Origin of the sequence: Bacillus cereus group sp. BfR-BA-01380, from assembly GCF_022663535.1 — a bacterium.
GTDB classification, from domain to species: Bacteria; Bacillota; Bacilli; order Bacillales; family Bacillaceae_G; genus Bacillus_A; species Bacillus_A cereus_BB.
The window spans coordinates 22,312-38,611 of sequence record NZ_JAKUFS010000014.1 but is presented as its reverse complement, the minus strand read 5'-3'; the positions used below and the strand labels follow the sequence as shown (position 1 = coordinate 38,611).

Here is a 16,300-nt window from a genome sequence, read left to right as displayed (position 1 = left end):
TTTCTGAATATTTTCCACGAATAATATTTTAGTTTACATAATAATATTATAAGTAAAAAGAAGAGAGTACGTAGTGCTCTCTTCTTTCTAAAGATTATACAAGACCTGTTAGGCTATACATGCCAATTACAACAAATACAGCTGCGGTTTTAATAATTGTAATGGCCAAAATATCCCGATACGATTGTTTATGAGTTAACCCGGTTACTGCAAGTAATGTAATAACAGCTCCATTATGCGGCAATGTATCCATCCCGCCTGATGCCATTGCAATAATACGATGCATCACTTCTAATGGAATATGAAATTGCTCTGCAGCTGCAATATACTTATCCGCCATTGCACTTAATGCAATTCCCATCCCCCCAGAGGCCGACCCTGTTATACCCGCAAGCACATTTGTCGTAACTGCTCCGTTAATAAGCGGATTTGTAAAAGTAGTTGAAATTCCGTCACGGATTACGCCAAATCCTGGAAGAGATGCGATTACACCACCAAATCCATATTCTGCACCAGTATTCATTGCCGCTAGTAAGGCTCCTCCAATACTTACATTTAACCCTGTTTGAAAGTCTACAAATACACGCTTCCAATTTAAAAGGAGTGTTGCAATAATTCCCATGATAAGTGCTAATTCTACTGACCATACGCCAAGTACTCCAGACAATTCTACTTTCCCAAAACTTTTTAAACCAATTGACGCAAAATCAAAACCATTTGGATACCATTTTGGAATAGTAATTGTAAAAACTTTGTTCATTACACCAACTAAAATAAGCGGTACGAAGGCAAGCACTTGACGAAGTGGTGTAATTTCAGTCGTTGGAAGTGACTGTTTTACACCTTGTTCCGCTTCGATGGATGCCGCCATTTCTGCAGGTCCATCGTCAAATCCATAATACCCTTCGCCTTGCGCTTCTGCCCTGCGGCGTCGACTTTCTAAATACACCATACCGACTATAAAAATAAAAATAGCTCCTGTAATTCCTAATAATGGGCCAGCATAAATATCTGTCTTGAAAAATGTTGTCGGAATAACATTTTGAATTTGCGGTGTTCCTGGAAGCGCATCCATTGTAAAAGTAAGCACTCCAAGTGCAATTGTACCAGGAATGAGACGTTTCGGTATATTTGCCTCACGAAACAAATTAGCTGCAAATGGAAATATAGCAAATGCCACAACAAATACACTGACACCACTATAGGTTAAAATCGCTCCCATTAATACAATCGCCAATATCGTTCGTTTTACCCCAACAATTTGGATAATCGTTTTTGCGATAGATTCTGCGATTCCTGACATCTCAACTACCTTTCCAAAAATCGCTCCTAGCAAAAACACTGGGAAATATAACTTAATAAAACCAACCATTTTCTCCATAAAAATATTTGAGAAAAAAGGTAATACATAAGTTGGCTCTGTTAACAAAACAGCAAACAAAGCACAAATAGGTGCGAATAAAATAACAGAAAATCCGCGATACGCTACAAACATTAGCATACTAAGTGCCAATAAAATAATGACTAATTCCATGAGTTTCTCCTTTCTAATTTCCAGGGAAATATTTATAGAATTTTCAGTTTATTTAATAAAATTCCACTTTATAACTAAAATCCCTCTTTCAAACACTAAATATAGTCATTTTTCACAACATCTCTATACAAAAAAAGACAAGGTGATGGCCTTGTCTTTTCAATCAATTACTTTTCTACCACATAATAAAACTTCTTTATATTTTCTACATCTTTCATAATATGAGTAGCTCCCGCCGCCACTAATTCTTCTTTACTACCATATCCATACATGACTCCGATAGAATCGATGCCAACTTGCTGCGCTCCAATTACATCGTGCTCTCGATCGCCTACCATAACTACATGCTCTTTCTCTAAACCGTCATATGTATGTAAAATATGCTGAATAATATCTGTTTTTGCAATGCGTGTTCCATCTAAATTACTGCCGACAATCTCTTCAAAATAATGTGCCATCTGAAAGTGTTCCAAAATTTGTTTCGCAAATATAGTTGGCTTAGACGTTGTCACAAATAACCGCTTCCCTGCATCCTTTAATTCTTGTAAAACACTAGGAATATGCTCATATACATGATTTTCAAACATTCCCTTCGTTTTAAAATATTCACGGTAATACGTGACTGCATCTGTTACTTGTTTTTCATTCATTCCATATATATTCGCAAATGAATGTTGAATCGGTGGACCGATAAAAGTAAGTAATTTGTTATGATCCTGCTCATCTATCCCCATTTTTTGCAAGGCAAATATGACTGAATTTACAATACCTTCTTTTGGGTCTGTTAATGTGCCATCTAAATCGAATAAAAAAGTTGTATACATATGTTCTCCTCCGTTCACTTTACTTTATATGACAATAACCAAAAACACGTATTCATATGAATCTCTAAGTCTACTGCAAATGGTTCGAAAATAGTTGCAAGCTCTTCTTTCGAATAATAATTTTTTATGATTTCATATTGCTGCCCACCAGCTAATAAACGGATTTTATATGTATTTTCATCACTTGGCTTAGAAATAAGTGTTCCACCAATTCCTTCGTTATACATATTATCTACCATACATACAATAGATCCTTTTTCTAAAACCGCATGAAACTGTTCCAAAAAAGAGAGAATATTTTCTTTCGGAATATGAGAAAACCAAAAATTTGCGTATGCTCCGTTAAATGTTTTTGCTAATTGACTCAGTTTATAAGCATTTCCTTGTACAAAAGAAACTTTAGATGGCAAAAACTGCTTTTCTTTCGCTATCGTAAGTACTTCTTCTGAGTAATCAATCGCAGTAATGTGCTCAGTCGTTTCAGCAACATATTGCGTCCAGTATCCTGTACCACAGGCAACCTCGAGTACATCCTTCCCTGCAAGCTTTTCCTTCAAAACATCTTTTATTTCTAATAATTCTGCCTGTCTAATAGGATCTTCCCGAAAATATACTTCTTCATAACTCTTTGCTCGGTTACTGTAATATGTTTTCATCCGCATCCTCCTTATTATCCCAACCACAACTCTCCCTATTTTACAAAACAATCATTTTAATGTAAATATTCCGTCAATAAAACAACGTAAGTCGCCATCTAACAAAAAAATCAAGATGTACAAATTCTTTCTTATCCTGTATGATTAGATTTATTTTCCAATTTTTAATAGATGGTGAATACATATGACGACAAAATTAATTTTTATTATGCTTTTCACAATGATTATCCATGCTGTGGAAACAAGTTCTTATAAGTATCCGACTTGCAGGCATTCGTTTAAAAAAGATTGCTGTTTCCTTATCTGTAGTTGGAATCGTATTACTTGTTGCGAGAACATCTAACTTACTGCAAGCTTTTTTAGTTGGCGGTATTGTCGATCAAGCAAAACTAGACGATTCTATCGATTTAAAAGGAACAATTCATCTTATTTTATTCGCTGCCTCTATCGGTACATTACTAGCCATCTTTTTGTATCCAACTCTTACAAAACTATTTGGCTATGTGATTCAAAACTTTGAAACAGACGGTTCTTTCATTCGCATGATGAAAACAAATAACATTCAAAAACTAAAATACACAAAGAAATATGTCCGTTTTCCAAAATTGGAAATGATTCATCGAATGCGAATTGGCGGCATTCCAAAGCGAATTATGCTCATTAATATGTTTGCTACCGCTATTTATACAGCAGGCGTTCTTTCTGCTTTATACGCTTCTTTTTTAAATCCTGCTTACGCAACGAATGCAAGTACAGCTTCCGGTCTCGTTAACGGATTTGCAACAATCTTATTAACTGTACTATTAGACCCACAAATTGCCTTACTAACCGAACGAGCTCTCCAAAAAGAAAACGGTGCAGAAACAATGGGAAAAATGTACGGATGGTTAATGATTTCTAGATTTTTAGGAACATTACTAGCTCAACTTCTTTTTATACCAGGAGCTCATTGGATATTGTGGATTATTTCGATTACGAATTGAAAATAGCGCGGTAAAAAGGATTTTCTTAACTATTTAGAAGATCCTTTTTTACAGCTCAAACGATTTCTAACGTTTTATGTTCAAGCAATTAAATCCCCCAAAGAATCGATTCGTTTCTTTATAGAAAAGAAATTGTTTCTTATAAGTTTTTCTATGCTCTTTTCCCTTTCTTTTTCATAACACTCTTTCATTCTCTGCTTATAAAAAACATGCAGAAATTTATCGAATAATAAGAAAATTAAACGTTTTATAGAAGGATTTAAGGATAAAAAGAAGAATAAAATATATCATTTTACAAAATAAGGAGATTTATATCATGATATTTATCAGGAAATTCATCATACTTATCACTCAGTTTTGTCTCATCGTTTTTGGCATTATAGCCATTTGTTGTTTACCAAAATTATTTCTCACTGAATCTAAACAGATGCCAACTGCACAAGGGATGGCTGCCCCACCTACACTACAACTTAATTTTGAGCAATATACAACACAGATACAATCAGTTTTTCAATCGCTTCTTCACCCTACTAAAATAACATACAAAGTAGATGTTGTTATGAAAAATGTACCTGATCGTGATTTATTTCCATATATATTGGAAACTTATCTATATACGTTAACGATTATGATTGTAGCCTTTCTTGTCGCAATTCTTCTCGCAACTTTTCTCACCAACCTAACTTTCTATTTTTCAAAATGGATTCAATCCACTATTTTGAAAGGATTACACGTATTAGAAACATTACCTGATTTATTTTTTATCTTCTCCATTCAACTCATTGTGATTTGGTTTTATAAACATACAAATTTGCTTCCTGCAATACCTTTTTCGACAATGCAAGAGAAAACATACTTTTTGCCTGTCGTTACACTAGCCATTTTACCGACAATTTACCTATATAAAATTACTTTACTCAATTATCATACAGAAATTGAGAAGGATTATACTACCTTCGCATTGGCAAAGGGTATGAAGCCATTCTATGTATTGTATAAGCATGTTCTTCTCAATGTATTACTATCTATCTTTTATAACGCAAAAGCCATTTATTTCTTTATGCTTTCCAATATGATTGTACTTGAATTTTTATTTAATATTTACGGATTGTTGCAATTTCTCATCAAACACCCAACACCAGAAATTATGACAATTGGTATTCTTCTATTAACAATTCCGTTTTATATTATATTTGAAATTTCAAAATGGGTTCTTCCGGGAAGAAGGGACATACATGTGTAAAAAACTACTAACCAATAAACGTTTTCTAACTGGATTATGTATTTTAATACTTTTAGTTGTGAGTAGCTATATACTAGAATCATATTTCAAAACACATAAAATTAACCCTATCCGTACTGCACCTGCACCGCCCTCTCTTTCTCACCCTTTAGGTGTGAATGCAAGAGGTTATGATGTACTACGAATGGTACTTACATACGCAAAAGCACCAATTATATCTGCATTTTTTATTAGCTTTATGCGAATTACTCTTTCACTAATTTTTGCTTTTTTCTATGCATATTTCTATCGAGGAGCAAGATGGTTCAACTGGCTATTCGAGAGTTTTCAATATGTTCCACCTACACTTCTAGGTATTTTATTATTATCACCTGTACAATATCTTCTTATTAATCAACGCTCTCAATGGTTCATATATATAATTGCTGTACTTATTCTCATTGGAATACCAAATTTGACTCAGCTAATCGGAAATGAAATTCGCTTGCTACTACATAATGAATTTGTCACGAGCTCTAAAATACTTGGCGGAGGAATTTTTCACATTTTCAAAACGCATATTCAGCCATACTTACTTCCTAAAATGTTCTTATGGTTAAACCAACAACTATTGCAAGTACTCGTTCTCATCATGCATTTATCATTATTTCATGTAATTTTAAGTGAAATTGGTGGTTCCATATTTATGATTAGTAGTAATTTCCAACTCCTTATGCTTACTCCTTGGGTTGCATATGGTCCAGTTCTTTTTTTCACTCTTCTTATATTAGTAGCATATATGATGAGCTCTGATGTACAGTCAGTTTTACAGACGGAAAGCAAATTTGCAGAACACTCTTTATTATTAAGCATGATTAGAAAAGAGCAGGAGGAAGGCCGGACAAAGCGTAAGACACTATTAAAAAGAAAACAAGTTCATATAGGAAAATAATGTTCATATAACACCAGTGGGATTATTCACATCCCCTATTGGTGCGTTATGTTAACTTCACATAAATACAGTATACAAAATTCAATTGACACAATACTCTTATTCACCTTTTTTATTAGGTTCTTGGTGTTGGTTTAAAATAAAGTTTGATTATAAATCACTCTAAATCCTTGATTTTACTGTATATAAAAAGCTGTCGTTTTGAATAAAGATTGATCAAAATGACAGCTTTCTATTATTTTTAATAACTGTTTTTTCTAAAAAAGATTGATTATTTTAAATCTCTTTATTCCACAAACGCCTCTGTCATGAACAAAAAATTAAACCCACAGTTTTCTAATTGCTCTCGTAAAAAAACTTCCACGTTTTTGGAATGGATGATGCTATTCATTTCATCAGCTAGAAGAAGCTTAATTATTGCTGTTTTTTTCTCCCCACTCACATAACTGTTCCAAAACAGGTAATAGAGTTTCTGCTTTATGTGTGAGACTGTACTCAACTTTAGGGGGAATTTGAGGATACTCTTTGCGTCTAACAATCCCATCTGCTTCCAATTCTTTAAGTTGTGAACTCAATGTTTTAAAAGTAATTGCTCCTATTTTTCTTTTCAAATCATTAAATCGAACTGGTTGGTTTTCTGCAAGAAGGTAAATAATAAGCATTTTCCATTTACCACCAATCACTGATATTGTATAACCAAAAGGTGTCTCTTGAACATTACCCTTTTCTTCATAGTCAGCCATACTCATATTTACACTATCCTTTCAGGTAGTATCTATCAAAAAAGTGCGTACTATTTTTTTGTTTGTGTTCATTTTATACTGACATTAAATTGAAGTAAAGGAGAGAAAAAAATGACTAATGTTAAAACCTACGATCACGGTCTTTGGGATCACGGTATTACCCAAGGTTACAGCGTCAACGGCACTATCTACATTTCAGGACAATTTTCCCACGATATGGAGGGTGCGTTCATTGGCGATGGCAATATCGAAGCACAGACCCGACAGACGCTTGAAAATCTCGATCGCGTACTGGAGGGATTTAGTGTCACGAAGTCCAACCTCGCTTATATGGAGATTTATTTAACAAATGCGCAAGAACATTCCAAACCAGTCCTCCGGCTGTTCAAGGAATACCTAGGACAACATCGACCAGCCGGCAGCCTTATCGGTGTGACTTACTTGGCATTCCCAGAGCAACTGATTGAAATCAGCGCCATCGCACACACCAACTAAGTAAACTACATTTTAAAATCAAAGTAATCATGTCAAGCGCATTTCTTTAGGTGATTATTGAAGTAAGCTAAGAAAATTAAAAGGGGAATCAACTTGATTGAACTGAATGCACAGAGACAAAAAAGTTGTTTAATTTTAGTCTAAGAAAATACACTAACCACCTACTAGATTAACTCGTAGGTGGTTTTAAAGTTATTTAAAAATAACTTCGGGGTTTTTGTGTTTTTTGAAAGGCTAAATCCCAATTCTAACGAATTTCCCGATGTGTAATAACACTACCTAGACTTCTATAACTGTAAATTCAGTATTACATATTAACCGGGGATTATTTCACTTTATATTACGGCACTAACCGCGTGCAGTCTCTCGGAAATGCGCTTGCTTCACGAACGTTCGATAAGTTTAAAAATTTATATACAAGCCGTTCTAATCCAATGGCAAACCCACCGTGTGGCGGACATCCATAGCGGAATGTATCAATATACGATTGAAAGTTTTCTACATGTAATCCCTTTTCTTCAAAGGAGCGAACTAGCATACCGTAGTTATGAATACGCTGCGCGCCTGATGTAATTTCTAATCCCTTATACAATAAATCAAAAGAGTCTGTGACAGAAGGATTCTCTTGATTTGGCATTGTATACATCGGACGTGTTTCTTTCGGATAATGAGTGATAAAGACAAAATCGCTATTGTATGTTTCTTTTACATACTTACCAAGCAATTTTTCTCCTTCTGAATCTAAATCGCCTATCGGAGATTCTTTTCGATACTCTTTTTGTAAAATGGTTTGTGCTTCCGTCACCGTTAGTTTTGGAATGTCTGTAATAACCGGAATTTCAATTTGAAGCAACTGTAATTCCTTTGCACAGTATTGCTGTACTTTTTCAAACATATACCGAAGTACATCCGTTTCAAGCTTCATTACTTCATAAAAGTCTTCAATAAATGCGAGTTCGACGTCTAAGGAAATGTATTCGTTTAAATGACGAGATGAATTGTGATGTTCAGCGCGGTACACTGGTGCCACCTCGAAAACCCTTTCTAATCCACCCGCAACCATCATTTGTTTATAAAACTGTGGTGATTGCGCTAAATATGCTTCCTTTTCAAAATATTGAAACTGAAATACGTTTGCTCCGCCTTCCGCTCCTTGTGAAACAATTTTCGGTGTGAAAATTCTTGTAAAATCATGTTGCAGTAAATATTCGCTAAAGGCATGTGCAAGCATTGATTTAATTGTAAAAATCGCTTGCACTTGTTCATGCCGAAGTGATAACGTTCGTGAATGTAACATTTGATCTAAACCAACTTGCAGTTTCTTTTTATTTACTTCAAAAGGAATTGGCTCTGCACTATTTATAAGCTTTACATCTTCAACTAATAACTCTACTCCAAGTTTCGTTTTCTCTGTCTCAATTACTTTTCCTGTCACTTGCACAACACTTTCTACTTCTACTTTATAACCAGCCCATTCTTTTTCAAGTACACATTGCATGACACCTGTTCGATCACGAAGTAATAAAAAACTAATATTCCCTAGATGACGAATTTTCTTTACCCATCCTTGTAACACAACTGTTTCATGCGGTGTACATTGGCTAATAAGCGACCGCTTCATCTTTCGACTCATACTTTCCGCCTCCTACTATTAATTGTATGATTGTATATTTATTATTGTCGTTGTCATCATCATCCACGGCCGCTCACCTCCTTTCAAAGAATACAAAAATCCGCCCCTATATAAGGGACGGATTTCACCGCGGTACCACCCAAATTGTCATCTTGACCACTTTTCGCCTGATAACGGTAGGTTCCGTTTACTTTTACTAGTTGTTCACGTTCAAAATAACACTCACAGGTGTCTTCCCATCACGCTGCACCGCAATCTTCTCAGCTACCGATTGCTCTCTGTAGATCAGTTCACGATGTACTTTTCCTGCTCATCGTTTTTTATATTTACGGAATATTCTATCCTTTCAAACGACGAAATGCAAGTTGTTTTTCGAAAATTTTTTAAACAAATAAAACCACATATGAATTGTACACTCTGTTTTTTCTCTTATATTTCGCTAGCTTGAAGATGAATCAATACTTGTTTATTCCCTACTTGGATTTGTTCTGCTTGTTGCATCGATTCCTTGATAAATAATTGTTTCATAAGTAAGTTTTCTTGCAGTAATTCTTTATATTTCATAATTACATCCTGTAATTCCTCGCCACATTCAACTTCAATGTCTACTCGCAAATTTACTGGTAAGTTCAATTGTTTTCGATATTCCTGCACAGCGCGAATAAATTCTCGTGCCATTCCTTCCTGCAGCAATTCATCTGTTACATTCGTGTCCATCATAACAGTATATAATCCATTCGCGGCATCAGCAAATCCTGTTTTCGGTACTTTTTCAACAAACACATCTTCTAATGTGACTGTGACAACTTCTCCAGACAATAATTGACATGCTCCCTTTTTATCATTTAAAAACACTTTCACTTCTTCATTAGATAAATTTTGCAGCCAATGATTTACCGTATTGATTTGTTTTCCGAATTTCGGTCCTGCTTGTTTAAAGTTTAGTTTTAACTGATATGACATATACTCCGCTTCGCTATGTTCGATCATAACTTCTTTCACGTTAAGCTCATCCATTATAATCTCTTTATAAGAATCCCAATCCATTTCTTGTTTCGTATTCTCAAATACAATAAGTTTTGCTAATGGTTGTTTTACTTTTAATGTATGTTGATTGCGAATGCTACGTCCAAGCTCAACTACTTGCAAAACAGCTGCCATCTCTTTTTCAAGCTGTGTATGAATTAACGCTTCATCAAATACTGGATAATCTGCTAAATGAACACTGCTGCCGTCTAAATTGAAATGAATATCTTCTGTTACAAATGGTGTAAACGGCGCAAGCAGCTTACTAATTGTAACAAGTACTTCGTGAAGCGTATCGTACGCTGCCGCTTTTTCAGCATTCATACCAGATGCCCAAAAGCGATTGCGTGAACGTCTTACATACCAATTGCTTCCTTCTTCCACTAATAATGCTATTTCACGAGCTGCTGTTGTAAATTGATAATCTTCTAAAGCCATGCTCACTTTTTGAATCGTACTATGCAGTCTTGATAGTACCCATTCATCCAATTTTGTTTTCTTTGTACGATATTCCTGTTTTGGATTGTATCCATCTAAATCCGCGTACAATACATAAAAACTATATACATTTAACAACGTATCAACGAGTTTCGATTTTGCTTCTTGTACAGTTCGTTCTGAAAATCGCTTTGGATTCCACGGCGCACTATCTACAAGAAGTGCCCACCGCAGGGCATCCGCTCCAAATTTCTCTACTAAATCTACTGGATCTAACGCATTCCCTTTACTTTTTGACATCTTTTGTCCATTTTCATCTAACACATGCCCAAGTGATAATACACGCTTATACGGTGCTCTTCCAGTGTACAGTGTAGACACTGCAAGTAAGCTATAAAACCACCCGCGCGTCTGATCAATTCCTTCCGCAATAACATCCGCTGGAAACTGTTCTTCAAATAACTCTTTATTTTCAAATGGATAATGATACTGCGCAAATGGCATTGAACCGCTATCAAACCAAACGTCGATTACTTCTGGCGTCCGCTTCATCGTCTCACCGCATTCGGAACATTTTACTTTTACTTCATCCACATATGGCTTATGCAATTCAATATTCTCATCTACAGCGCTACTTGCAAAATTTCTAAGTTCTTCAATATTTTTTGGTGCAAATCGATGATGACAGCCTTCGCACTCCCATACATTAAGCGGCGTACCCCAATATCGTTTTCGGCTAATGTTCCAATCAACCATGTTTTCTAAAAAATTACCGAACCGGCCATGTTGAATATGCTCTGGATGCCATGTTACTTCATTATTATTTTGTAAAAACTGCTCTTTTAAAGCAGTTGTTCGAATGAACCAACTTTCATTTGCATAATAAAGTAGTGGTGAATCACAGCGCCAACAATGCGGATAACTATGCTCATACTTCTCCTTATGATAAAGAAGACCATGCTCAGCTAAATAGCGAACAATATCAACATCACACTCTTTTACAAATTTCCCTTGTAAAAAAAGAACATCAGATGTATATTCTCCTTTCTCGTTTACAACATTCACAAATGATAGCCCATGTTCTTGGACCACTTTATAATCATCTTCTCCGTAAGCAGGTGCGATGTGAACAATTCCTGTACCGCTATTTGCTGTGACAAAATCAGCATTTACAACACAATGACCATTTGTAACTTCTGCAAATTGAAATGGCGATACATAAGAAAGACCTGTTAACTCGCCTCCCTTGTGAACTGATAATACTTTATACTCTTGCTGCAGTACATCTTTCGCTAACTCTTTCGCAACAATATAAACAGCATCCCCTTGCTGGGCCCTCACATATTCCATCTCAGGATGAACCGCTAACGCTACATTAGCTGGAAGCGTCCACGGCGTCGTTGTCCAGCCGAGAAGATACTCGTTTTCCCGATCTGCAAGCTGAAATTTAACTGTTGCACTTAAATCCTTCACTGCTTTATATCCCTGCGCCACCTCATGTGAGCTTAATGATGTTTGGCAGCTTGGGCAATAAGGAGAAACGCGGTGACCTTTATATAACAATCCTTTTTCATGAATCGTTCCAAGAACATGCCAAACACTTTCAATATAGGAATTATCTAACGTGATATACGGCGTATCCATATCAACCCAGTAACCGATACTCTCTGTAAACTCACGCCACTGCTTTTCATACGTAAAAACACTCTCTTTACACTTTGCCAGAAAGGCTTCTACACCGTACTTTTCAATATCATGTTTCCCAGAAATACCAAGCTGCTTTTCAACGCCTAATTCCACTGGTAATCCATGTGTATCCCATCCAGCCTTACGCAGTACTTTATATCCTGTCATCGTTTTATATCTTGCAACCAAATCTTTAATAGTCCGCCCTAAAGCATGACCGACATGCGGAAGACCATTCGCAGTTGGCGGTCCTTCATAAAATACGAAAGATTGTGCACCTTCACGATTTCGAATCGATTGCATAAAGGTATCCTGTTCATTCCATTGCTTACGAATTCGCGCTTCTCTCCTTACAGCTAATTCTTTCACATCTACCTTCTTCATCTACAATCACTCCTTAAGAAATAATTAAAAGTACACAAAAAACCCGTCCCTATCATTAGGGACGGGTTTACCCGCGCTACCACCCTACTTCTATTGATTTCATCAATAGCACTCAGCAACGTACAATCATACGCGTTCCTTGTAACGGTAGACAACCGTTCGAACTTACTATGTTCAGCTCGACTCCTCGGAGATGATTTTCAAACATATACCGCACACCGGCTTTCAGCAAAGCACCGGCTCTCTGGGGAACAGTGATATATTTTACTTGTTCTCGTCATCAGATTTGTATACTTTTGTTAACAGTTATTTTATTCCAATGCAACATCAATTGTCAATTAATTTAGAAATTTTTTCTGAGTTAAATTTATTTCATTTTTATCTTTACTACCCTTTTTTGTTCTATATATTTAAGAACATTACACGAATAACAGCATGTCGCATGGTTAAACTACTGAAAGAACCAAAGATGGTTATTATCAGGAAAAGTGGTGTTTTTATGTCAGATTTTTTAGAGCCAATCGAATATGAAACAGGTACAGCAATTCAAACTTTCAACATTATGGAAACGAACGTTACTACTGATGGATATGAAGTTCTGTTGAATATTGATTTAGACAGTGGTTACGAATTAGAAAACGTCAAAATGCAAATTAGCTTTGAAGAATTAGCAGGATACGAAACAAATGATATTCATGAAGGAGTAAAATATGCGTTAGGATTTTTTGATAATTAAATATATGATATTTGTACTTTTTCATTAGCCTCCTAATAAATTTGGACACATACTAAGAGTCGTTTTATATTGAGATAGCCAAACAGAGGGTCTTTTATTGTGTAATGAAGAAAACCTTCTGTAGAATTTAAGCACTAAGTGATACAAGAAGAAACTATACGAAATAAAGAGCAATTCTATGAAACAATGAGTTAACGATCGTATGTGTCCAAAATTTGTTTTGTTGAAATACCGATTGACACTAATATTTTCTTGTTTTCAATTATTTTACATCCATATAAAAAGGTAGAGTTATTCTTTAAACTCTACCCAATGCCTTAATATGAAATAGCTCGTCTATTTTGTGTAGACCAATTGTTATAAAAGTCAGACCAATACATAGAAGCGTTTTTCTCACCAGTCCAAGGGTCGTTATAATAAAAATAGTTTTCATCATACCCTACAAGCGTAATAGCATGGACTGTAAAACCATGCATAGTCATCCAAACTACAACAGGTTTCCCCTCGTCTAAATTTCTTTTTATTTCTAAACCAGTTAAATTTATTGCACTACCTGCGTATTTACGTACTAAATCCATTAAAGCTGGAGGATATATAGTCCAACCTCTACCAAAAGGGTTTCCTACAAAACCTAGATTTGGGTCAAAACTAGAATACGGCATTTCGTATGCAAGCTGAACCTTATCTACGTTCGCACCTGCATATTGCAACATCATAGTGACAGAGGTTATCTCACAACCAGATACTAAATTTCTTGATGGCATATAAGGATCACGTTGACTAATAATCGGCACATCCATATGTGGATAAGTAGACCCTTGAACAACTGCCCTACTATCTATCCAATTTAAACGACCCTTATTGTCTCTAAAAGCATACCATGTTACACCGTTGTGATTTACAGATAATTTTACATTTAAGTTCTTATTAGCAAAATCAGATGCAAAGCCAATATAAGATGCGTTTTGCATACCATAAGGTCTTGACCATACAGTATGACCCTCAGCATTTGATACATGATACGTTTCATTCATTTCCATTATGTTAGATGCACTAGAAATTGCGCTTGAGTCAATCCAACCCTCTTCATTGTTACCAATTTTAAAATTATACCAAAGTACTCCATCTTTTTGAGTACTACGAATGATTTGAATCGGTTGATTTATGTATTTTACAGCAGGGTTAACATATTTAGCACTACTTTCACCGTAAGGTAAAGTCCATACAGTATGACCATTAGTGTCTCCAATCATTGCAGTTCTATCTTCATTCTGTATTGTAAGATTTGCTAATATTTTTGCATCAACCCAACCTAACACTCTATCACCTAACTTGATTTTATCCCAAGTTACACCCCATTTTTTTACACTCTGTATAATTTGAACTTGTTTATAACTATACTCACTAACAGGCGCAATCCAATTTGCCCCGTATTCTCCATATGGTACACTCCAAATACCGTCAGAAGGTTTTATAGAACCGCTTATTGTTAAGGTACTATTTTCAATTTGTACGTTTTCTAAATCAGTTACAGCTCTATCACCATCTATCCAACCAATTAACTTACCGTCTTTACTTATGTGATACCAATTTGTGTTTCCTATTTTTACAGTTCGTATTACTTGTACAGTTTGATATGTATAGTCATTTGTAGAACCTAAATATCTAGCACCAATGATACCGTACGGCGTTGACCATATCCCATTACCATTTGTATTTCCAATCATTACATTGAAATTAACAGAAGTCGATTGTCCTTTATCTAATGCTTTATCATCAATCCATCCAATAACTTGACCGTTTAAACTAAATTTATACCATGTCGCATTTCCAAACGTTACTTTTTTTATTAATTTAATGTTTTGGTAAGCGTATTTATCTGATAAATCTATGTAATTTGCACCGCTAATACCGTAAGGTACGGACCATATACCATTATTTGATGTTGCACCCATTACGGCATTTTCATCTATTTCTTGTACGTTTGTCAAATCAGTTAACACTCTACTATCAAGCCAACCGATTGTTTGTCCGTTCACACTAAATTGATACCATACTATATTGTTTACTGTCATTTTTTGAATTAGCTGAACTTCTTTTCCCACATACTTATTTGTGGAATCAATATAGTTTGCACCTTGTAATCCATATGGTACAGACCAAATGCCATTACCTTGTGAAAACTCAATAAATTGAGTCTCTTGTACATTTGTTGCGCTAGGTTGTGAGGTAGATGATTGATTAACATTCTCTTGTGGATTAGATGATTTAACCTCATTACTTTCTATGTTATATGATTTGGCACTGCTATCTTGTGCATTTTCTGACTTACTATCATTACCTTTCTGGTTATCTGATTTTATAGTACCGCCTGGTGAGTTTTGTGAATTATCTATTTTAAAACTATTATCTTGTGATTGATTTTGTAAATCATTTGATTTAATATCTTCACCTTGTAAGTTATCAGCTTTTATAAACGTTGGTTCTGCTAACAATAAACATACGCCAGTTACTCCTATCACCGCAACTGATGTACTACGTACCTTTAACTTATTATTTTTACTCATAATCTTATCTCCTATTAAATTTAAATTGTAAGTTTAATTGATTTGTTGCTATCTTATTCAAATACTTACAGAGTATACAATATTTTGTGTAAATAAAAACATAAAAAAAGACCTTTTCTTAATAGAATTGAGTTACCGCCAAAATTCATAGAAAAGAGGTCTTCCTATGAATCAGTTTACATCAAAAATCATGGAAGCACTAGTCCAAAAGGTTCATCACAAAAGACGGGGGTGACATTTAGATAGATGTACACTCCACTCCGAGTGGACGCTTTCCGCGGGCGAGAGCGAGCCTCCTCGGCAAGCCTGCGGGGTTTCACTTTCCTCGCTATTCCCGCAGGAGTCGCCACTCTCCGTTCCGTGTATTGAAAATGATTCACTTTCAAAAAATCAACCCCATGTTACGGTGATGAACCGTCCA

At 35.4% G+C, this 16,300-nt stretch carries 11 protein-coding genes, 1 pseudogene and 2 other annotated features; of the genes and pseudogenes, 5 read left to right on the top strand and 7 right to left on the bottom strand.

Annotated elements, in window-relative coordinates:
- Positions 1 to 94: 94 nt before the first annotated feature.
- The 3 genes from MR076_RS14255 to MR076_RS14245 form a co-directional block, all read right to left on the bottom strand.
- Positions 95 to 1,534 carry a GntP family permease gene (locus tag MR076_RS14255; protein ID WP_242221616.1) on the bottom strand — a complete coding sequence of 480 codons (1,440 nt, stop codon included), beginning with the start codon at positions 1,532 to 1,534 and terminating at the stop codon, positions 95 to 97.
- Between the two features lie 167 nt (positions 1,535 to 1,701).
- Entirely contained in the window at positions 1,702 to 2,358 is a 657-nt protein-coding gene (locus MR076_RS14250) for an HAD family hydrolase (protein ID WP_242221614.1), read from the bottom strand.
- A 14-nt stretch (positions 2,359 to 2,372) separates the two neighbouring features.
- Positions 2,373 to 3,014: a class I SAM-dependent methyltransferase gene (locus MR076_RS14245; protein ID WP_242221613.1), complete on the bottom strand. Its 642-nt coding sequence runs from the start codon at positions 3,012 to 3,014 to the stop codon at positions 2,373 to 2,375.
- A gap of 184 nt (positions 3,015 to 3,198) precedes the next feature.
- Here MR076_RS14245 and MR076_RS14240 point away from each other — a divergent pair.
- The 3 genes and pseudogenes from MR076_RS14240 to MR076_RS14230 all read left to right on the top strand — a co-directional run bounded on the left by MR076_RS14240 (position 3,199) and on the right by MR076_RS14230 (position 6,171).
- Positions 3,199 to 3,997, top strand: a pseudogene (locus MR076_RS14240) (lipid II flippase Amj family protein).
- Between the two features lie 316 nt (positions 3,998 to 4,313).
- Positions 4,314 to 5,240, top strand: a complete 927-nt coding sequence (locus MR076_RS14235) for an ABC transporter permease subunit (protein ID WP_242221611.1) — start codon at positions 4,314 to 4,316, stop codon at positions 5,238 to 5,240.
- Complete coding sequence (locus tag MR076_RS14230; protein WP_242221609.1) at positions 5,233 to 6,171, top strand: peptide ABC transporter permease; 939 nt, start codon at positions 5,233 to 5,235, stop codon at positions 6,169 to 6,171. Before MR076_RS14235 ends, MR076_RS14230 begins: the two co-directional genes overlap by 8 nt.
- A gap of 410 nt (positions 6,172 to 6,581) precedes the next feature.
- Here the strand turns inward: MR076_RS14230 and MR076_RS14225 are convergent, their stop codons facing one another.
- Entirely contained in the window at positions 6,582 to 6,920 is a 339-nt protein-coding gene (locus MR076_RS14225; RefSeq protein WP_242221607.1) for a winged helix-turn-helix transcriptional regulator, read from the bottom strand.
- Positions 6,921 to 7,025: 105 nt separating this feature from the next.
- Between MR076_RS14225 and MR076_RS14220 the strand changes: the two genes are divergently transcribed.
- The gene (locus MR076_RS14220) at positions 7,026 to 7,409 is read left to right on the top strand and encodes a RidA family protein (RefSeq protein WP_242221605.1); all 384 of its coding nucleotides are present in this window, start codon (positions 7,026 to 7,028) and stop codon (positions 7,407 to 7,409) included.
- A gap of 340 nt (positions 7,410 to 7,749) precedes the next feature.
- On the opposite strand, the gene aspS is transcribed toward MR076_RS14220, so the two are convergent.
- Both aspS and ileS read right to left on the bottom strand, forming a co-directional pair.
- Positions 7,750 to 9,042, bottom strand: coding sequence for an aspartate--tRNA(Asn) ligase (aspS, locus tag MR076_RS14215; RefSeq protein ID WP_242221603.1), 1,293 nt, complete (start codon positions 9,040 to 9,042; stop codon positions 7,750 to 7,752).
- A gap of 110 nt (positions 9,043 to 9,152) precedes the next feature.
- Positions 9,153 to 9,365 (bottom strand) — a binding site (T-box leader).
- A 106-nt stretch (positions 9,366 to 9,471) separates the two neighbouring features.
- Positions 9,472 to 12,576 carry an isoleucine--tRNA ligase gene (gene ileS, locus MR076_RS14210; RefSeq protein ID WP_242221601.1) on the bottom strand — a complete coding sequence of 1,035 codons (3,105 nt, stop codon included), beginning with the start codon at positions 12,574 to 12,576 and terminating at the stop codon, positions 9,472 to 9,474.
- 54 nt (positions 12,577 to 12,630) lie between these two features.
- Positions 12,631 to 12,866: a binding site (T-box leader), on the bottom strand.
- A gap of 209 nt (positions 12,867 to 13,075) precedes the next feature.
- Between ileS and MR076_RS14205 the strand changes: the two genes are divergently transcribed.
- Positions 13,076 to 13,312, top strand: coding sequence for a hypothetical protein (locus MR076_RS14205; RefSeq protein ID WP_242221599.1), 237 nt, complete (start codon positions 13,076 to 13,078; stop codon positions 13,310 to 13,312).
- A gap of 317 nt (positions 13,313 to 13,629) precedes the next feature.
- On the opposite strand, the gene MR076_RS14200 is transcribed toward MR076_RS14205, so the two are convergent.
- Entirely contained in the window at positions 13,630 to 15,834 is a 2,205-nt protein-coding gene (locus MR076_RS14200) for a GW domain-containing glycosaminoglycan-binding protein (protein ID WP_242221597.1), read from the bottom strand.
- Positions 15,835 to 16,300 lie beyond the last annotated feature (466 nt).